The 19759-nt window shown below is 68.5% G+C and carries 16 protein-coding genes and 1 other RNA gene; 16 read left to right on the top strand and 1 reads right to left on the bottom strand.

Annotated features, from left to right (window positions below):
• Positions 1-99: 99 nt before the first annotated feature.
• Positions 100-681 (bottom strand): GNAT family N-acetyltransferase, encoded by a 582-nt coding sequence (locus TSH64_RS09670; RefSeq protein WP_109096557.1) that lies wholly within the window; start codon positions 679-681, stop codon positions 100-102.
• 288 nt (positions 682-969) lie between these two features.
• Between TSH64_RS09670 and TSH64_RS09665 the strand changes: the two genes are divergently transcribed.
• The 16 genes from TSH64_RS09665 to murG all read left to right on the top strand — a co-directional run bounded on the left by TSH64_RS09665 (position 970) and on the right by murG (position 19751).
• Positions 970-1752, top strand: a complete 783-nt coding sequence (locus TSH64_RS09665; protein WP_109096556.1) for a TerB family tellurite resistance protein — start codon at positions 970-972, stop codon at positions 1750-1752.
• Between the two features lie 130 nt (positions 1753-1882).
• The gene (locus TSH64_RS09660) at positions 1883-3037 is read left to right on the top strand and encodes a hypothetical protein (RefSeq protein ID WP_247872835.1); all 1155 of its coding nucleotides are present in this window, start codon (positions 1883-1885) and stop codon (positions 3035-3037) included.
• A 118-nt stretch (positions 3038-3155) separates the two neighbouring features.
• Positions 3156-4988 (top strand): ATP-binding cassette domain-containing protein, encoded by a 1833-nt coding sequence (locus TSH64_RS09655; protein ID WP_109096555.1) that lies wholly within the window; start codon positions 3156-3158, stop codon positions 4986-4988.
• Positions 4985-5863 carry an EamA family transporter gene (locus tag TSH64_RS09650; RefSeq protein WP_109096554.1) on the top strand — a complete coding sequence of 293 codons (879 nt, stop codon included), beginning with the start codon at positions 4985-4987 and terminating at the stop codon, positions 5861-5863. The genes TSH64_RS09655 and TSH64_RS09650 overlap by 4 nt, the downstream gene beginning before the upstream one ends.
• A gap of 7 nt (positions 5864-5870) precedes the next feature.
• On the top strand, positions 5871-6563 hold the full coding sequence (locus TSH64_RS09645) for an N-acetylmuramoyl-L-alanine amidase (RefSeq protein ID WP_109096553.1): 693 nt from the start codon (positions 5871-5873) through the stop codon (positions 6561-6563).
• A gap of 61 nt (positions 6564-6624) precedes the next feature.
• Positions 6625-7026: RNase P RNA component class A (gene rnpB / locus TSH64_RS09640), an RNA gene on the top strand.
• 779 nt (positions 7027-7805) lie between these two features.
• Positions 7806-8252 carry an MraZ family transcriptional regulator gene (locus tag TSH64_RS09635; RefSeq protein WP_244592763.1) on the top strand — a complete coding sequence of 149 codons (447 nt, stop codon included), beginning with the start codon at positions 7806-7808 and terminating at the stop codon, positions 8250-8252.
• Positions 8252-9226: a 16S rRNA (cytosine(1402)-N(4))-methyltransferase RsmH gene (gene rsmH / locus TSH64_RS09630; RefSeq protein WP_109096552.1), complete on the top strand. Its 975-nt coding sequence runs from the start codon at positions 8252-8254 to the stop codon at positions 9224-9226. Before TSH64_RS09635 ends, rsmH begins: the two co-directional genes overlap by 1 nt.
• Positions 9223-10041 carry a hypothetical protein gene (locus tag TSH64_RS09625; protein WP_109096551.1) on the top strand — a complete coding sequence of 273 codons (819 nt, stop codon included), beginning with the start codon at positions 9223-9225 and terminating at the stop codon, positions 10039-10041. Before rsmH ends, TSH64_RS09625 begins: the two co-directional genes overlap by 4 nt.
• Positions 10038-11909 carry a penicillin-binding protein 2 gene (locus TSH64_RS09620; RefSeq protein ID WP_109096550.1) on the top strand — a complete coding sequence of 624 codons (1872 nt, stop codon included), beginning with the start codon at positions 10038-10040 and terminating at the stop codon, positions 11907-11909. Before TSH64_RS09625 ends, TSH64_RS09620 begins: the two co-directional genes overlap by 4 nt.
• Complete coding sequence (locus TSH64_RS09615) at positions 11875-13350, top strand: UDP-N-acetylmuramoyl-L-alanyl-D-glutamate--2,6-diaminopimelate ligase (RefSeq protein WP_109096549.1); 1476 nt, start codon at positions 11875-11877, stop codon at positions 13348-13350. The genes TSH64_RS09620 and TSH64_RS09615 overlap by 35 nt, the downstream gene beginning before the upstream one ends.
• A complete protein-coding gene (locus TSH64_RS09610) occupies positions 13347-14846 on the top strand; it encodes a UDP-N-acetylmuramoylalanyl-D-glutamyl-2,6-diaminopimelate--D-alanyl-D-alanine ligase (RefSeq protein ID WP_109096548.1) in 1500 nt (499 codons plus the stop codon). Before TSH64_RS09615 ends, TSH64_RS09610 begins: the two co-directional genes overlap by 4 nt.
• 9 nt (positions 14847-14855) lie before the next feature.
• Entirely contained in the window at positions 14856-15941 is a 1086-nt protein-coding gene (gene mraY, locus TSH64_RS09605) for a phospho-N-acetylmuramoyl-pentapeptide-transferase (RefSeq protein WP_109096547.1), read from the top strand.
• Positions 15942-15955: 14 nt separating this feature from the next.
• Positions 15956-17377 (top strand): UDP-N-acetylmuramoyl-L-alanine--D-glutamate ligase, encoded by a 1422-nt coding sequence (murD, locus tag TSH64_RS09600; RefSeq protein ID WP_109096546.1) that lies wholly within the window; start codon positions 15956-15958, stop codon positions 17375-17377.
• Positions 17374-18495 (top strand): putative peptidoglycan glycosyltransferase FtsW, encoded by a 1122-nt coding sequence (locus TSH64_RS09595; RefSeq protein WP_109096545.1) that lies wholly within the window; start codon positions 17374-17376, stop codon positions 18493-18495. The genes murD and TSH64_RS09595 overlap by 4 nt, the downstream gene beginning before the upstream one ends.
• A gap of 23 nt (positions 18496-18518) precedes the next feature.
• Complete coding sequence (murG, locus tag TSH64_RS09590; RefSeq protein ID WP_109452452.1) at positions 18519-19751, top strand: undecaprenyldiphospho-muramoylpentapeptide beta-N-acetylglucosaminyltransferase; 1233 nt, start codon at positions 18519-18521, stop codon at positions 19749-19751.
• Positions 19752-19759: the final 8 nt, after the last annotated feature.

The raw sequence follows: 19759 nt of genomic DNA, 5'->3' as shown, positions 1-19759 counted from the left end.
GCGAATTTCAACAGCTTGCGTGCCCGGCCCCCATCAGGGGAGAGGGACGCGGCGGAAAGAACACAGGACCACAGCCGACCGGCCGGACGAATGTCGCCGTCAGGCGGCCAGCCGCTCCGACGGACGGGTGGACAGGCGGGCCAGGATGGCGTTGCCCGACAGGATGCTGTTGAAGGCGCCGCTGCCATCCTCCAAGGCCTCCAGGGCGATGGAGAACTGGTTCGGCGCCGGCAGCTCGAACATCGAGGCGATCTCGCCGCCGTCGAGCGCCAGCCGTCCGCCAAACCGGCGGGCCAGGGCGCGCATGCGGGAATTTTCCGCCAGGCACACCATATGGACATGACGGATGCCGCGGTTGCGGGCGACGGTCAGGATGCGGCGGACGAGCGTGCTGCCGACGCCCTTGCCTTGCAATCCCGACTCGATGCTGATGCCGAATTCAGCCTGCTCCGGCCAGAGGAGGCGGTCGCCGCACAGTTCGATGGCACCGCGCAGAACACCGTCCTCGAACGCGCCGAGAATCACCGTCCGTCCCCAGTCGATTGCCGCGCAATGCCGCTCCACCGCCTCGTCCGACAGGGTGCCGGCGAAGCGGGCATAACGGTCGGTGCGGTCGAGGCGGAGAAGATGCGCCCGGTACTGGGGCAGCTCGGTCGGCATGATCTTGCGGATGACAGGCATGGCTCTGCTCACGGTTCTCGAATTCCGAAAACGCATTCGTGCAGAACGTTTTTTCCCCAGGACCCGGCACCGCCGTCAGCAGGCACCGTCTTATCGCGAGCGGCGCTCTCTCCGGCGCCTTTTGTTGCATTGCAACATGGCGTGGCCGGCGGGATTCGCAAGCGCTTATTAGAAATTCGCGATACCAACAATGCTGGCCTGTTGCCGGCAAGCCACAGTTGGCCTGCCCTTTCCCGGCCGCTATGCTGCGGTCACGGGTGGGGTGGCCTGTGCACAAAAGGGCATGACATGAGCATCTGGGGCAAGATCCTGGGCGGCGCTGCCGGCCTGTTCACCGGCGGTCCGCTCGGCGTCCTGCTGGGCGGTCTGGCCGGGCATGCAGTCGATCTGTGGTCGCCCTGCGGCGCGGACGAGCAACCGCGCCGCGGCATGAGCGATGCCGAAGCCGAAGCGGCCAAGCAGACCGTCGCCTTCACCATCGGCGTGATCGCGCTGGCCGCCAAGATGGCTCGGGCCGACGGCGTGGTGAAGCGGGTGGAGGTCGACACCTTCAAGCGGCTGTTCCGCGTCCCCCCGGAGGAGTTGGACAATGTCGGCCGGGTCTTCGACCTCGCCCGCCGCGACACCCGCGGGTTCGAGGAATATGCCCGCCAGATCGCCAAGCTGTTCGAGGACAAGCACGCGGTGCTGGAGGAGTTGCTCGACAGCCTGCTGATGATCGCCGAGGCCGACGACGAGTTGCACGAGACCGAGGTGGAGTATCTGCACGCCGTCGCCGTGATCTTCGGCTTCGACGAGGCCGATTTCCGCCGCATCGTCGCCGGTCACCATCTGGCCGGCACCCCGACGGAAACCGACCCCTATGCCGTGCTCGGCGTGGCGCGTCTGGCCGGCGACGACGCGGTCAAGGCCGCACACCGGGCGCTGGTCCGCGAACACCACCCGGACCGGCTGATCGCCCAGGGCATGCCACAGGAATTCATCGATCTGGCAACCCAGAAGCTCGCGCTGATCAATGCCGCCTACGACCGCATCCGCCGGGAACGGGAAGGTGCCGCCGCCCTATCATGACCTGTCGCGAATCTTTGCTGAGCACGGTCATTTCAAATTGCTTTGCCGTGGTCTTTATCTCGTTTCATGACGTATCGTCCCCGACGGTGCGGGCAACCGGTTGCCCGCGTGCTTTGGGGACGACACGACGATGCGACGCACGATCATCCGGACGGTCTTCGCCGCTGTATTGGGAACGACGATCGCCATGGGGTGGGGCGCTCAGGCGCAGGTGACGGCCCCCGCAACACTTGGCGACGCCACGGTGGTGCTGGGCCAGCCGCTGGCGCTGAATCTGGGAACGCCGCCTGTCGGCACCGACTGCCCCACGCAGGCGGCAACGCTGAACGCGCAAGCGCTGGTCCTGGTCGCCAACGGCCAGACCATTCCTTGCGCCCGCGCCAGCTTCGCCTGCTCCGCCAAGGGCGAACTGACGGGCACCGCCTCGACCTCCATCGCCGGCAACGGCGACGATGCGGCGAAGCGGCGGGCCTCCTGGCAGACCGCCTTCAGCGGCTTCTTCAACCTCGCCGGGGCCAAGACCCTGCCGGTCGCCTTCGGTCCGGCCACCGGCGGCATGACGACCGCGCCGCAGATGGTGTCCATCCAGGGCGCCAGCGACCGTGACCTCGGGCTGGCGGCGGTGTGGTTCGCCCTGGTGGCGGCGGTGTTCCTGTTCGCCTTCTTCCGCCATTTCGGACGCACCGATGCCATGACTCCGATTGCCGGCGTGCCGATGCCGGCCGACTACCGGGCACCCTACAGCCTCGCCCGCTTCCAGCTTCTGTGGTGGAGCGGGATCGTCACCGCCTCCTACGCCGCCATCCTGACCATCACCGGGTCGATGGACACCATCACCACCGGCACCATGGCGCTGATGGGGATCGTCGGCGGCACCTCGGTCCTGGCCGTCTTCCAGGACCGCCGGCTGAACGACGACCAGACCCGGCGCCAGCAGCATGCCGCCCTCTACATCGCCGCAGCCGCGGCCACCCCACCCGACCGGACGGCGATGGCCGCCAGCCTGGAGCAGATCTATCCGCCCACCCAGGGGCTGCTGCCCGATCTGCTGAGCGATGCCGCCGGCTACAACATCCATCGCCTGCAACTGCTGGCCTGGACCGGGGTGCTGGGGCATCACCTTCCTCTACGAGGTCACCCGCACACTGGGCATGCCGGAACTGTCGGCCAACCTGCTGGCCCTTACCGGCATCAGCAACGGCACCTATTTCGGCTTCAAGATGCAGGAACAGCAGGTGCCGGCGCCGACCGCCATCGCCCCGGTATCCACCTGATCCCAGCCTGAAGCCGGGGGCGGTTCCACCGGGCGCAACCCGCCCAACCGTTTTTCCGGGTCGCGGTGGAGGGGGACGGCGCGCTATAACCCATCCCCTTCCCTCGATTTTCCGGCGCACGAACGGTCCATGGCTCCTCCCGCACCCATCACGGCGCTCCAGGGCGTCTCCGTCACCTTCGGCGGCCGTCCGCTGTTCGACGGCATCGACCTGTCCATCGGCCGCGGCGACCGCGCCTGTCTGGTCGGACGCAATGGGTCGGGCAAGTCGACGCTGATGAAGGTGCTGGCCGGGATGATCCAACCCGACGGCGGCACCGTCTTCGTCCAGCCGGGCGCCCGCCTCGCCTATCTGCCGCAGGAGCCGGACTTCACCGGCTGCGCCACCGTCCAGGACTATGTCGTGCAGGGCCTGCCCGCCGACGAACAGGACGAGGCGCACCGTGTCGACGCCGTGCTCGACCGGCTCCAGGTGGACGGCAACCTCGATCCGCGCACCCTGTCCGGCGGCGAATCGCGCCGCACCGCGCTGGCCCGCACGCTGGTCGGCAACCCCGACGTCATGCTGCTGGACGAACCGACCAACCATCTCGACCTCCCCACCATCGAGTGGCTGGAAGAGGAGCTGCTGTCCTTCCGTGGCGGCCTGCTGCTGATCAGCCACGACCGCGCCTTCCTGAACCGGCTGGCCAAGCGGACGCTGTGGCTCGACCGCGGCACGGTGCGCGCCACCGACCGCGGCTTCTCCGACTTCGAGACCTGGCAGGCCGAGGTGTTCGAGTCGGAGGAGGCGGCCGCCCACAAGCTGGACCGCAAGATCGAGAGCGAGATGAAGTGGCTGCGCGAGGGCATTTCCGCCCGGCGCACCCGCAACATGGGGCGTGTCCGCAACCTGCTGGACCTGCGGGCCGGGCGGGCGGAGCAGATCAAGGGCGGCCAGCAGGCCAAGCTCGCCATCGCCGAGGCCGAGCGCGGCGGCCGGCTGGTGATCGAGGCGACCGCCATCTCCAAGGGCTTCGACACGCCCGACGGCCGCAAGACCATCGTGAGCAACTTCTCCACCCGGATCCTGCGCGGTGACCGGGTCGGCCTGATCGGGCCGAACGGCGCAGGCAAGTCCACCTTGCTGAAGATGCTGACCGGCCAGCTCGATCCCGACGAGGGCACGGTGAAGCTGGGCACCAACCTCGACACCGCCTATTTCGACCAGCGGCGCGAGGGGCTGAACCCGGAGGACACCATCCGCAAGGTGCTGTGCCCCTTCGGCGGCGACGCGGTGGTGGTCAACGGCGTGTCGCGCCATGTCGCCGGTTACATGAAGGATTTCCTGTTCGACACCCGGCAGCTGGACAGCCCGGTCAAGGCGCTGTCGGGCGGCGAGCGCAACCGGTTGCTGCTGGCCCGGCTGTTCGCCAAGCCCAGCAACATGATGATCCTCGACGAGCCGACCAACGACCTCGACATGGACACGCTGGATCTGCTGGAGGATGTGCTCGGCGACTATCAGGGCACGTTGCTGCTGGTCAGCCACGACCGTGACTTCCTCGACCGGCTGGTGACCGCCACCATCGCGCTGGAGGGCGACGGCACCGCCACCGAATATGCCGGCGGCTATTCCGACTATCTGGTGCAGCGTCCGGCCAAGGCGGCTCCCGCCGCAGCATCCGCCAAGCCGAAGCCGGCCGCCCAGGCACCGGCCGCCGCGGCCAAGCCACGCGGCAAGCTGAGCTACAAGGACCAGCGCGAGCTGGACGAGCTGCCCACCCGCATGGACAGTCTGGGGGGCGAGATCGCCAAGCTGGAGAAGGCGCTGGCCGATCCCGACCTGTTCACCCGCGATCCCGCCAAGTTCCAGAAGACCAGCGAGCAGCTGCACGCCAAGCAGGCGGCGCTGGCCGCGGCGGAGGAGCGCTGGCTGGAGCTGGAGGCGATGCGCGAGGAGTTGGAAGGCGGGCGGGCATGAGTTTTGCCCACACGCTCCAGGCGCTGGTGGTGATGGCGCTGTGGGGGCTGAACTTCGTGGTGGCGAAATGGGCGCTGGCCGAATTTCCGCCGCTGTTCGTGATGTTCCTGCGCTTCGCCCTGGTGGCGGTGCTGATCATCCCCTTCTTCCGCGTGCCGCGCGACAAGCTGTGGAAGATCGCGCTGCTGTCGGTGACGCTGGGCAGCATCCATTTCCCGATGATGTTCAGCGGACTCAAAGGGATCGATGCCGCCACCGCTTCGCTGGCGGCACAGGTGCAGGTGCCATTCTCCTCCCTGCTGGCGGCGCTGGTGTTCAAGGACAAGCTGGGCTGGCGCCGCGGCATCGGCATGGCCGCCGCCTTCGCCGGCGTGGCGGTGATCGCCGGAGAGCCGCGGCTGGGCGAGTCGCTCCATTCGCTGCTGCTGATCCTGGCCGCGAGCTTTGCCTTTGCGGTGGCGAGCGTGCAGATGAAGTTGATCGGGGCGGTGAACGGTTTCGCCGTCAACGGCTGGATGGCACTGTTCGCCATGCCGCAGTTGCTGGTCCTGTCGCTGCTGACGGAGCATGGACAGATGGCGGCGCTGGCGAATTCGACCTGGGTCGGCTGGGCGTCCATCGCTTATATGGCCATCGCCGTCACCATCATCGCCTACGGGCTGTGGTATCCGTTGCTGGGACGCTATTCCGTCAACCAGACCATGCCCTATCTGTTGACCGTGCCGGTCTTCGGCGTCGCCAGCGGCGTGCTGCTGATGGGCGACCCGGTGACGATCAACCTCGCCATCGGCGGGCTGTTGACCATCGGCGGCGTTGCGGTGATCGTGAAGCGCCGTCCGCGCACCGTCAGCGAGACCGTCACCAACCCGACCTGATGCCGACATGAGCCGCTTCCGCCGGATCGACCTCCCCTCCCCCAACCACGGCCCGCGTGCCGACGGTGCGGGGGTGGAACTGCTGATCCTGCATTACACCGGCATGCTCACCGCCGCCCATGCGCTGGAGCGTCTGTGCGACCCGGCATCCCAGGTCAGCGCCCATTACACGGTGGACGAGGACGGCACCGTCTATGCCCATGTGCCGGAGGACCGGCGGGCCTGGCATGCCGGCCGGTCGAGCTGGCGCGGAGCGGGGGACGTCAACAGCCGCTCCATCGGCGTGGAGATCGTCAATCCCGGCCACGAGTTCGGCTACCGGCCCTTCCCGCCGGTGCAGATGGCCGCGGTCGCCGAGCTTTGCCTCGGCATCGTCGCCCGGCATGGCATCGCCGGCGCCGATGTGCTGGGCCACAGCGACGTGGCCCCCGCCCGCAAGGAGGATCCGGGCGAGCTGTTCGATTGGCCGGGCCTTGCCGCCCACGGGATCGGGCTCTGGCCCACGCCGTCCCAGGCCGACGACGGCCCCGCCGACACAGGGGAGGTCGCCGCACTGCTGGGACGCTATGGGTACGACCCGGCAGAGCCGAGGGCGCTGCTGGCCTTCCAGCGCCACTTCAATCCCGACTGCCTGACGGGCCTTCCCGACCCTGAGACGGTGCGCCGCCTGCGCGCTTTGCTGCGACTGACCGGACGGTAACGGTCGGAGCCCGCGATTTGGGGTTTGCCCCCACGGCCGCTTCCCTATATGAACGACCGCGCCAGATGGCCGGATGGCCGCCTTCGGTTTCGACCGGGGGAGGAAAGTCCGGGCTCCACGGAAACACGGTGCCGGCTAACGGCCGGCGGGGGCGACCCTAGGGAAAGTGCCACAGAAAGCAAACCGCCGGCGTTTCGACGCAGGTAAGGGTGAAAGGGTGCGGTAAGAGCGCACCGCGGACCCGGCAACGGGGACGGCACGGTAAACCCCACCGGGAGCAAGACCGAATAGGAGCGGCCCGACCACCGTCCCCGCAACGGGACGGGCGTGGGTCAAGCGCGTTTCCGCGCCGCCGCTCGGGTTGGTCGCGCGAGGCGTCCGGGCAACCGGCGTCCCAGACGAATGGCCATCGCCTGCCCCTCGGGGCGGGATACAGAACCCGGCTTACAGGCCATCTGGCACTTTCCCACCTCTTTTGCCCAGCCCGTCCCAAATCGGCTCCCCATAGGGGCGGCCGATCCCATGGCGGCTCCCGTTTGCCCTCGCTCGTTTCCTTTCGACGGGCGGACATGGGACGGCGTGGGCGGCAGGCGGGTGGCAGAGGAGCGGTCTGCGATGTCATCCACAGGGTGGATGCGACCGCCCCTCCCCCGGCACCCCGCAGTCCGCCGGGCTTTTCCGCCGTCATCCCCAGGATGTGCACGGTCACATCCACATTTTCCCCAGACTAATCCACAGCCGGTGGATAACTGTGGGGCAATTTCCCATGCTGTCCCATGCCGAACCTTTGTTTCCCACCCAAGGTTCTATGCCGTCCGAGGGGGTCGATTCCACGGTGAGACAAACCATGCGTATATAGCATTTTCTTAAAATTTTGGAACGTTCGAAGAACCTGTGTGGATAACTCCATGCGCATCGCGAGAGTCCAGCGGAATACTGCGAAGATTCTGAGATTTCGTACACCAACTTGCCCGGATGCCACTGTATGACCCAAAAGTCTTGACACCCCCGTCTGAATACTCGGGGGAGCGTTGACGCCCATGCCGTCCCATGCTATCCCAAGAACGCCCATTTAAGGGGGGCTCTTACCCATTCTGGTTAACACCGGGGGCGGGAGCTGAATGGGCCAAGCGGGGCTAGCGCGGAGCACCCGACCGCGCACGGGGGATAGCAGGGGGGATCGCCGGGCCTATGGCCGTTTTCCTGTCCACATACGTCAACAAAGTTGACAGGAAAGGGCGTGTGTCCATCCCGGCACAGTTCAGGCAGTCGCTTGCCAAGACGTCGGCTCCCAGCACCGTCTATCTCTGGCCCTCGCTGAATCACCAGGCGCTGGAAGGCGCCGACCAGGACTATCTCGACGTCCTCTCCGAAAGCCTCGAATCCCCCGACCTCGATGCCGACGAGCGCGACATGATCGAGACCTTCATCTTCGGAAAGCTGATCCCCGTCTCCTCCGACGCCGAAGGCCGCATCGTCCTGCCCAAGGAGCTGGCGGAGTTCGCCGGCATCACCGAAGAGGCCGCCTTCATCGGCCGCCGCAAAACCTTTCAAATCTGGGAACCCAACGCCTTGAAAGCCCACGAGGCGGCACTGCGCGAACAGGTCGTGCGCAAAGACATCTCCCTCAGCCAGATCGTGGCCAAGGCGTCCCGCGGCGCCGCCAGCCGGAGCGGGGAGGGCGCCTGATGACCGACACCCGCATCCACATTCCCGTCCTGCTGGACGAGGTGATCGCCGCGCTGTCTCCGCGCGACGGCGGCCTCTATGTGGACGGCACTTTCGGCGCCGGCGGCTACAGCCGCGCCCTGCTGCAATCGGCCTCCTGCCGCGTGATCGGCATCGACCGCGACCCCGCCGCGATCGAGCGCGGCCATGCGCTTGCCCAGGAGTTCCCCGGACGGCTGGAGGTGATCGAGGGCCGATTCGGCGATATGGACCGGCTGCTCGCCGACCATGGAGTCGGGACGGTCGACGGCGTGGCGCTCGACGTCGGCGTCTCCTCCCCCCAGATCGACGAGCCGGAGCGCGGGTTCTCCTTCCGCTTCGACGGCCCGCTCGACATGCGGATGGGACGGGATGGGCCGACCGCCGCCGACGTGGTCAACACCGCCGACGAATCGGATCTGGCCGACATCGTCTACCACCTGGGCGAAGAGCGGATGGCGCGCCGCGTCGCCCGCGCCATCGTCGCCGCCCGCCGCGAGGCGCCGATCGAGCGCACGGCCCGGCTGGCCGACATCATCCGCTCGGTCGTGCCGAAGGGGAAGGGCGACGGGATCGACCCGGCCACCCGCACCTTCCAGGCGCTGCGCATCCATGTGAACGACGAGTTGGGCGAACTGCGGCGCGGCCTGTCCGCCGCCGAGTCGCTGCTGGCGCCCGGCGGGCGTCTCGCCGTCGTCTCCTTCCATTCGCTGGAGGACCGCGAGGTCAAGGCGTTCCTGCGGGAACGCTCTTCGCCGCCGCCCTCCCCGTCCCGCCACACGCCCGTGACCGCGGTCGCGGCGCATCACCCATCCTTCCGCCTGCTCTCCCGGAAACCCGTGGACCCGAGCGAGGCCGAAGCCCGTAACAATCCCCGCGCCCGGTCCGCCCGGCTGCGCGCGGCTGAACGTACCGAGGCGCCCGCGTTCCCGGCGTCCGGCAAGGAGGCAGCATGAAAGGCAAGACCTGGCTGTTCTGGGGTGGCCTGATCGCGGCCGCCGGTGGCGTGCTGTTCCAGACCAGCTACGACGTCCAGGATCTTGAGGAGAAGCTCGCCGGGCTGAACCGCAAGATCATTCTGGAACAGGAGTCGATCCAGGTCCTGAAGGCTGAATGGAGCTACCTGAACGACCCCACCAAGCTGGAGCAGATGGCCCAGGCCTATCTGACGCTGCAGCCGACCGAGCCGCGCCAGTACATGGCGATGGACATGATCCCGATGCGCCCGGCCGACGCGGTCCCGCCGCCGGCCCAGGCCCTGCCCGGCAAGGCCATGCCCGGCGCTCCGCTGCCGCCGATGGTCCGCGCGCCCGGCACCGGCAATTCCCAGCTGGCCGCCGCCCGCGTGCCCGCCGCTCCCAACAACAACGCCGCTGCCGGAATCGTTCCGGTCAGCGCGCCGGTCGGGTTGGCGAAGCCGCTGCCGATGGAAAAGGCGCTGGAACGCGCGCCTGTCGTCGTGCCGGCATCCCTGCCCTCCGGCGCTGCCCTTGCCGACCCGTCCCGCGCCAACCGGATCAAGCCGGCCGCCCTGGTGCCCGGCTCCGCCCGTGTGCCTACCGAGAAGTCGGCGACTCCGGCTGCGCCGGCCGCCGCCGGCAAGCTGGCACCCAACGCCCCGACCGCGCGCCCGACCGAACTGGCCTCCCGCCCGATCCCGGCGCCGGCACCTAAGGTTGCCGCCGCGGCTCCGGCCGCGCAGCAGCCCTATCAGCCCAAGCCGACCGACAGCCTCGGGCTGCTCGTTGCGCGCCTGGGGGCCAATCGATGATCGGTCACGACCACGGCGGCCCGGCCGGCTACGGCCAGCCGGGAGCCAGCACCGGCAGCACCTATGTGCCGCCGCCGGCACCCTCGCCCTTTCCCCAGCCGGCCCCGCAGCCGTCCGCCAAGCCGCGGACCTCGCTGGCGGTCGCGCTGGAGCAGAGCCGTTACCGCCTGATGGTGACGGCTGCCGTGGTCACGACCGTCTTCACCGCCATCAGCGTCAAGCTGGCGATGGCCACGCTGCTCGCCGGCGGCGGCGAGCCGCGCCAGCATGTCGCGCTCGAGGTGGGCGACACCACCACCAACCGCGCCGACATCACCGACCGCAACGGCAACCTGCTGGCGACCTCACTGGTCACCCAGTCGCTCTATGCCGACCCCAAGCTGGTCTCGCGCCCGGAAGAGGCCGCGCAGAAGCTGGTCGGCGCCCTGCCCGACCTGGATTACAAGGACGTCCTCGGCAAGCTGAGCGGCGACCGCCGCTTCGTCTGGCTGAAGCGCAACCTGACGCCGAAGCAGCAGGCCGCCGTCCACCGCCTCGGCATCCCCGGCGTCGCGTTCGAGCGGGAGGAGCGCCGCTTCTATCCGGCCGGCCCGCTGACCTCGCACATCGTCGGCTTCACCGGCATCGACAACAACGGCCTTGCCGGCATGGAGCAGGGCTTCAACAAGCGGCTGACCGAGGAGCCCGGCACGCCGCTTCAGCTGTCCATCGACCTGCGGTTGCAGCATGTCCTGAAGAAGGAGCTGGCCGCCACGGTGCAGGAATTCAGCGCCATCGGCGCCGCCGGCATCGTCTTCGACGTGCGCAACGGCGAAGTGCTGTCGATGGTCTCGCTGCCCGATTTCGACCCGCAGGATCCGACCGGCCTGGTCCCGGACACGCTGTTCAACCGGGCTACGCTCGGCGTGTACGAGATGGGTTCGACTTTCAAGATCTTCAACTCTGCGTTGGCATTCGACACCGGCAAGATCCGGGTGTCGGACATGTTCGACGCGGCGCACCCGGTCAAGATCGGCCGCTTCACCATCAACGACTACCACAACCTGCACCGCGCGCTGACGGTGGCGGAAGTGTTCCAGCACTCCTCCAACCTCGGCTCGGTGCGCATGGTGCAGCAGGTGGGCGTGGCGGCGCAGAAGGCCTTCATGACCAAGATGGGCTTCACCAAGCCCACCGGGCTGGAGCTGCCGGAAAGCGGCTGGCCGCTGGTGCCCAACCCGTGGCGCGAGGTCAACAGCTACACCATCTCCTTCGGCCACGGCATCTCCGTCAGCCCGATGCACACGGTGGCCGCCGCCGCGTCCGTCATCAACGGCGGCCTCTTCCACAAGCCGACGCTGCTGAAGCGCCAGCCCGACGGCGAGATTCCGACCGAGCAGGTGGTGTCGCGCCAGACCTCCGACATGATGCGACGCATGTTCCGCTTCGTCGTCACCGAGGGTACCGGCAAATCGGCGGAAGTGAAGGGCTATGTCGTCGGCGGAAAAACCGGCACGGCGGACAAGCAAAAGGGCAAGCATTACCAGAAGAACTCGCGCATGTCGTCGTTCCTGGGCGCCTTCCCGATGAATGATCCGCGCTACATCGTCTATGTGCTGGTCGACGAACCGCAGGCGACGAAGAAGACTTACGGCTACGCCACCGGCGGCTGGGTCGCCGCCCCGGCGGTGGGCCGCATCGTCAAGCAGATCGGCCCGCTGCTGAATGTGCCGATGGTGGACGAGAACACGCCGGAGATCCTGAACTCCACCTACCTGAACGCCGCCGGTTCCACCAACTGGCAGCAGTCGCTGCCGCCCGTCACCGCTCCACCCCCCGCGAAGGGAAGCACCGTTGCGTCTTTCCCAACTCAGACCAAGCCGCGCTGACGCCACCCGCGGCGTCGCCGACCCCAACATCGCCGGGCTGACCGCCGACAGCCGGGCGGTCAAGCCCGGCTTTGTCTTTGCTGCACTGCCCGGCGTGAAGGCCGATGGCCGCGCCTTCATCGCCGACGCGCTCGCCAGGGGCGCCGCCGCCGTGCTGGCGCCCGAGGGCACTGAACTGCCAGCCGGTTCCACCGCCCTCCTGCTGACCGACCCGCAGCCCCGCCTCGCCTTCGCGCTCATGGCCGCCGCCTTCCATGGCGGGCGCCAGCCGGAGACGGTGGTGGCGGTGACCGGCACCAACGGCAAGACCTCCACCGTCCAGTTCGCCGCCCAGATTTGGACGCGCCTCGGCCTGCCCGCCGGCAGCCTGGGCACGCTGGGCCTGCTCGGCCCCGGCCTGCACGGCTATGGCGGAATGACGACGCCCGATCCGGTGTCGCTTCACCGTGATCTCGCCGCCGCCAAGGATGCCGGCATCGAGCATCTGGCGATGGAGGCGTCGAGCCATGGGCTGGAGCAGTTCCGGCTGGACGGGGTGGCGATCAAGGCCGCCGGCTTCACCAACCTGACGCTGGACCATCTGGACTATCACGGCACCATGGAGGCGTACCGCGACGCCAAGGCGATGCTGTTCGACCGCGTCCTGCCGACGGGGGCCGTGGCGGTACTGAACGCCGACTCTCCGGAATTTCAACATTTTGCCACCATTTGTAACGACCGCGGCCACCGGGTCCTGTCCTATGGTCTGGCCGGCACCGAGCTTCGGGTGACCGGGGTTGAGCCGCTGGCCCATGGCCAGCGCCTTTCCCTGTCTGTGCTCGGCCGCGACGTGACGGTCGACCTGCCGCTGGCAGGTCGGTTCCAGGCCTGGAACGTGCTCTGCGCGCTGGGACTGGTCATCGGATCCGGCGGTGACGCCGGGCGGGCGCTGGACAGCCTTTCCTCGCTGGAAGGCGTACCGGGCCGGTTGCAGCATGTCGCGACCCATCCCAACGGGGCGGCGGTCTACGTCGATTTCGCCCACACGCCGGACGCGCTGGAAACGGTGCTTCTGGCGCTGAGGTCGCATGCCGCGCGCCATCTGGTGACGGTGTTCGGCTGTGGGGGCGACCGCGATCGCAGCAAGCGGCCGGTGATGGGAGCTCTGGCGGCTAGACTGGCCGACCGCGCCATCGTCACCGACGACAACCCGCGGACCGAGGATCCCGCCTTCGTGCGGGGTCAGGTGCTGGCTGGGGCCACCGGGGATCTGGCCGGCCGGCTGGAGGAGATCGGAGACCGGGCCGAAGCGATCCGCACCGCGGTGCGGCAGCTTCAGCCCGGCGACGTACTGGTCATCGCCGGCAAGGGCCACGAACAGGGACAAACGATCGGCACCGAGGTGCATCCGTTCGACGATGCGGACGAGGCCCGGAAAGCCGTAGCGGAGGTTGGAGCATGAGCGGGGACAGGACGGTCCTTTGGACAGCGGATGAGGCGGCGGCCGCTACCGGCGGGCGTTTGGCCGGCCCGTCCGCCTGGACCGCGACCGGCGTCGCCATCGACAGCCGCAAGGTGGCGGTGGGCGACCTGTTCGTCGCCATCCGCGGGCCGAATTTCGACGGGCACGCCTTCGTTGGCGCCGCGCTGGCCGCCGGTGCCGCCGCTGCGATGGTCGACCATCTGCCGGATAATCTCCCGGAAGGCGCACCGCTGCTGCTCGCCCCGGCCGACACGCTAGAGTCGATGGCGGCGCTGGGCGTGGTGGCGCGGGCGCGTTGCGGCGCACGCTTCGTCGGCGTCACCGGCTCCGTCGGCAAGACCGGGACCAAGGAGACCTTGCGCCATGTCCTGTCGGCGCAAGGGGCGACCTACGCCAACGAAGGCAGCCTGAACAACCATTGGGGCGTGCCGCTGTCGCTTGCCCGCCTGCCTGCCGACAGCAGCTATGGCGTGTTCGAGCTGGGGATGAACCATGCCGGCGAACTCGGGCCGCTGTCGCGGCAGGTCAAGCCGCATGTCGCCGTCATCACCACCATCGAGGCGGTGCATCTGGAGTTCTTCTCCGGCGTCGAGGCCATCGCCGATGCCAAGGCCGAGATCTTCGAGGGGATGGATGCCGGCGGCATCGCCGTGCTGAACCGCGACAACGGACAGTATGGCCGGCTGGCCGCCGCCGCCCGCCGCCAGGGGCTGACCGACATCTGGAGCTTCGGCGCCCATGACGAGGCCGACGCCCGGCTGGTCGACTGCTCGCTGCATGCGACCTGCAGCGCGGTGACCGCGCTGATCCGCGGCGAACGGGTGCAGTATTGCCTGTCGCAGCCGGGCCGGCACTGGGTGATGAACAGTCTGGCGGTGCTGCTGGCGGTGAAGGCGCTGGGCGCCGATGTCGCCGCCGCCGCCCGGTCGCTGTCCAGCCTGCCGCCGGTCAAGGGGCGCGGCACCCGCAAGCGCATCCAGCTGCCGCAGGGCGCCTTCACCCTGATCGATGAGAGCTACAACGCCAGCCCCGCCGCAATGACGGCGACGCTGGAGGTGCTGGGCAAGATCGACCCCGGTGCCGGCGGCCGGCGCATCGCCGTGCTGGGCGACATGCGGGAGCTGGGCGCGCGCGCCGACGCGCTGCACATCGGTTTGGCCGAGCCGCTGCGCAACGCCCATGTCGACGCCGTCTATGCCTGTGGGCCGCATATGAAGACGCTGTTCGACCGCCTGCCGGCGGCGATGCGCGGCGCCTGGACCGAAACCAGCGTGGAGCTGGCCCCCATCGTCACCGGGACCGTAAAGGGCGGCGACGTCATCATGGTCAAGGGGTCCCTGGGCAGTCGTACAGGTCTGATCGTCGATGCGCTCGCGGCACTCGACAGCGGGCGCGAAAGCGAGGACAAAGCCGCCTCCCGAACCACCAACCAGCCGCAGGCGGCCGCGCAATCCGCGCAGGCCCCGCGAGGCTGACGGACCCAAATGCTCTACAACCTCCTCTTCGGTCTGGCCGACGTCTTTTCGCCGTTCAACCTGTTCCGGTACCTGACCTTCCGGACCGGTGGTGCCGTGATCACGTCGCTGGTCATCAGCTTCGTCTTCTTTCCGCGCCTGATCGCCTGGCTGAAGCGCAAGCAGGGCGAAGGCCAGCCCATCCGCGCCGACGGCCCGGAGAGCCATTTCAAGAAGAAGGGCACGCCCACCATGGGCGGCCTGATGATCCTGATTGCCATGACGGTCAGCACCCTGCTGTGGGCCGACCTGACCAACGCCTATATCTGGATCGTCCTGCTGGTGACCATCGGCTACGGCCTGATCGGCTTCGGCGACGACTACCTGAAGCTGACCAAGCGCAACACCAAGGGGCTGTCCGGCCGCTTCCGCCTGGGCTGGGAGATCACAATCGGGCTGGTCGCCTCGGCGCTCATCATGTGGGTGTCGGCACCGCCGCTGTCGGGCGGCGTGGCGGTGCCCTTCGTCAAGGATTTCCTGGTCCAGCTGTCCTGGTTCTTCGTGCCCTTCGGCGCCTTCATCATGGTCGGCGCCTCGAACTCGGTGAACCTGACCGACGGGCTGGACGGGCTTGCCATCGTGCCGACGATGATCGCCGCCGGCTGCTTCGGCCTGATCTCCTACCTGTCGGGCAACGCAATCTTCGCCAACTATCTCCAGATCCACCATGTGCCGGGCTCGGGCGAGCTGGCGGTGTTCTGCGGCGCGCTGGTCGGCGCCGGGCTGGGCTTCCTATGGTACAACGCCCCGCCGGCCATGGTCTTCATGGGCGACACCGGGTCGCTGTCGCTGGGCGGTGCCTTGGGTGCGGTCAGCGTGGTGACCAAGCATGAGATCGTGCTGGCCATCATCGGCGGCCTGTTCGTGCTGGAGACGGTGTCGGTGATCGTGCAGGTCGCCTCCTTCAAGCTGACCGGCAAGCGGGTGTTCCGCATGGCGCCGCTGCACCATCACTTCGAGAAGAAGGGCTGGGCGGAACCGACCGTGGTGATCCGCTTCTGGATCATCGCCTCGATCCTGGCGCTGGTCGGCCTGTCCACGCTGAAGCTGCGCTGAGGGGGGCACCGGCGATGATCGACCTGTTCTACATGCAGGAGCTGCCCGTCGCGGTGATGGGGCTGGGCAAGTCCGGCCTCGCCACCGCCCGCGCGCTCCGCGACAGCGGGGCCGAGGTGCGGGTGTGGGACGACAATCCCGCCTCCCGCACCGCGGCGGAGGCCGAGGGCTTCGCCGTGGTCGATCTCGCCAGCGCCGACCTGTCGGACCTGACCACCATCGTCTGGTCGCCCGGCATCCCCCACACCCACCCCAAGCCGCATCCGGTGGCCGAGCGCGCCTGCACGCTGGGGATCGAGCTTATCTGCGACATCGAGCTGCTGGGCCGGGCGGAGCGCGACTGCGCCTTCATCGGCATCACCGGCACCAACGGCAAATCGACCACCACCACCCTGATCGGCCACATCCTGGCTGCCGCCGGCCGCAAAGCCGCGGTGGGCGGCAATCTGGGCACGCCGGTGCTGACCTTCGATCCGATCGGGTCGGGCGGCACCTGCGTGCTGGAGATGTCGAGCTATCAGCTGGAGCTGACCCACTCGATCACTTTCGACATCGCGGTCCTGCTGAACATCACGCCCGACCACCTCGCCCGCCATGGCGGGATGGAGGGGTACATCGCCGCCAAAAAGCTGATCTTCCACCGCCAGACCTGGCCGCGCACCGCGGTGATCGGGGTGGACGACGAGCATTGCCGCAAGATCCACGCCGACCTCGCCACCGCCGGCGACCAGCGCATCTGGCCGATCTCCGCCCAGGGGCCGGTGGCGGGCGGCGTCTATGCCGCCGACGGCTGGCTGGTCGACGACACCGACGGCGAGGCGGTTCGGGTCGTGGAGCTGTCGGGCCTGCCCAGCCTGCTGGGCGCCCATAACTGGCAGAACGCCGCCGCCGCCTTCGCCACCTGCAAGGCCGCCGGCCTGCCGGTGCCGGCCATCGTCGCGGCGATGGCGACCTTCCCCGGCCTCGCCCACCGGCAGCAGCTGGTCGGCACGCTGGACGGGGTGCGCTTCGTCAACGACAGCAAGGCGACCAACGCCGACGCCACCGAAAAGGCGCTGGCGACGTTCGACCCGATCTACTGGATCCTCGGCGGACAGGCCAAGGACACCGGGCTGAACGGTCTGGAACGCTATATGGGCCGCGTCCGCCACGCCTTCCTGATCGGCGAGGCACAGGAACAATTCGCCGCATGGCTAGACGCGCAGGGTGTTGCTTATACACGCTGTGGAACGCTGGATGTTGCGACCGCGAAGGCGGCCGGACTGGCCCTGGCGGAACGGCTGGAGGGCGCTTGCGTGCTGCTGTCCCCAGCTTGCGCGTCATGGGACCAGTTTGCCAATTTCGAGAAGCGCGGCGAAGCCTTCGCGGTCTATGTCGCGAACATCGTCGCGGCGCATGAGAGCACCGGTGACGGCACCAGCGGGGGCGTTGCATGATCACCTTCGACCGTACCGACCAATCGATCTTCGGCCGCTGGTGGTGGACCGTCGACCGCTGGCAGCTGGGCGCCGTCGCCCTGCTGATGTTCCTCGGCACCGTCCTGATCACCGCGGCCAGCCCGCCGGTGGCCGAGCGCATCGGCATCCAGGACACCTTCTATTTCGTCGAACGCCACGTGATGATGCTGATCCCCGCGATCGTCATCATGGTCGGCGTTTCTCTGCTCAGCCCGCGCGGCGTGCGGCGGGTGGCGCTGGCGGTGTTCCTGATCTCGGTGGCGCTGGTCTATGCCACGCTGGTGGTGGGCGTGGAGATCAAGGGTGCCCGCCGCTGGATCCATGTCCCCGGCCTGTCGATCCAGCCGTCGGAGTTCGTGAAGCCGGCCTTCGCCGTGGTCGCCGCCTGGCTGTTCTCGCTGTCGCGCACCAACCCCGGCTTCCCCGGCGCGCTGGTGTCGATGGCGCTTTACGGCCTCACCATGGCCGGCCTGATCCTTCAGCCCGACCTGGGCATGACCTTCGTCGTCTCCGCCGTCTGGTTCACCCAGTTCTTCCTGGCCGGTCTGAACCTGGTGCTGGTGATGGGGCTCGGCGGGCTGGGCGTGGTCGGGCTGGTCGGCGCCTATTACACGCTGCCGCACGTCACCAGCCGCATCAACCGCTTCCTCGATCCGCATGCCGGCGACAACTATCAGGTCAACCGCTCGCTGGAGGCCTTCGCCAACGGCGGGCTGATGGGCACCGGCCCCGGACAGGGCACGGTGAAGTTCTATCTGCCCGACAGCCATGCCGACTTCATCTTCGCGGTCGCAGGCGAGGAGCTGGGCCTGATCTTCTGCCTGGGCTTGGTGGTTCTGTTCGCCTTCGTCGTTCTGCGCGGGTTCGCCCGTGTCTTCAACGACAACAATTATTTCGTCCTGCTGGCCGCCGCCGGTCTTCTGATCCAGTTCGGGCTTCAGGCGGCGATCAACATGGGTTCGTCCTTGCATCTTATGCCGACCAAGGGCATGACCCTGCCGTTCATCTCCTACGGCGGCTCTTCGCTGCTCGCTCTCGGGTTCGGCATGGGTATGGTTCTGGCACTGACACGCAAACGCTTCGGCCCCGCGGAATGAGGAGGCCGACCGACTTGAGCACGATCGGCTCCAATGCGGGCTTCCCTGCGGGATTCGACGCCAACGCCAACAAGGTGATCGTGCTGGCCGCCGGCGGTACCGGTGGGCACATGTTCCCGGCCGAGGCGCTGGCGCGCGAGCTGCTGGCCCGTGGCCGGGCGGTGACGCTGGTGACCGACAAGCGCGGCCATGCCTTCGGCGAGAACCTGCCGGAGGTGCCGGTCCATCGCATCCGCGCCGCCTCCCCCGGCGCCGGCATCGTCGGCAAGCTGAAGGCCGCCCTGCAGATGGGCCTCGGCCTGTTGGAGGCGCGGGCGCTGATGCGCCGGCTCGACCCCGCCGCCGTGGTCGGCTTCGGCGGCTACCCGTCGGTCCCCACCGTCTATGCCGCCATCCAGTCGAAGCTGCCGGCCCTGCTGCACGAGCAGAACGCCGTGCTGGGCCGCGCCAACCGGATGCTGATCGCCGGGGCCAGCCGCATCGCCGTCGCCTTCTCCGACATCGAAAAGCTGGGCGAGGCGCAGCGCGTCAAGATCGTCCGCACCGGCAACCCGGTCCGCCCGGCCGTCGCCGCCCGCCGCCTGTCCCCCTACGAGGCACCCGGCGCCGACGGTCCCGTCCGCCTGCTGGTGATGGGCGGCAGCCAGGGCGCCCGAATCTTCTCGGAGGTGATTCCCGCGGCGCTGGCCCTGTTGCCCGAGGCGATGCGCGCCCGCATCCATCTGGCGCAGCAATGCCGCCCGGAGGATCTCGAAGCCGCCCGCGACGCGCTGGAACCGCTGGGCCTCGCCCGGCTGGAGTTGCAGACCTTCTTCCGCGATGTGCCGGAGCGGCTGGCCGCCTGCCACCTCGCCGTCACCCGCGCCGGGGCCTCCACCATCGCCGAGCTGACCTGCGTCGGCCGTCCGGCGATCCTGGTGCCCTACCCGCACGCCACCGACGACCACCAGACCGCCAACGCCCGCCATCTGGCGGAAGCCGGCGCCGCCTGGCTGGTGCCGCAGCCCTCCTTTACCGCACAGGCTCTGGCCAAGCAGCTGTCCGCCCTGCTGGCCGATCCGCAGGCGCTGACTGCCGCAGCCCGCGCCGCCCATGGCTGGGGCACCGCCGACGCCGCCACCGCGCTGGCCGACGCCGTGCTGGCGATGCTGGACGGCGGCCCCGCCGCTCACGATCACGCCCGCTCCGACCACGACCAATCCCAACACGCCCGGCGCCCGTCCGCCGGTGCCAGCGCCAAGGGGGCCGCGGAATGATGAAACCC

It is taken from the genome of Azospirillum sp. TSH64 (assembly GCF_003116035.1).
Classification (GTDB): Bacteria; Pseudomonadota; Alphaproteobacteria; order Azospirillales; family Azospirillaceae; genus Azospirillum.
This window is presented reverse-complemented; position numbering and strand designations above follow the sequence as displayed.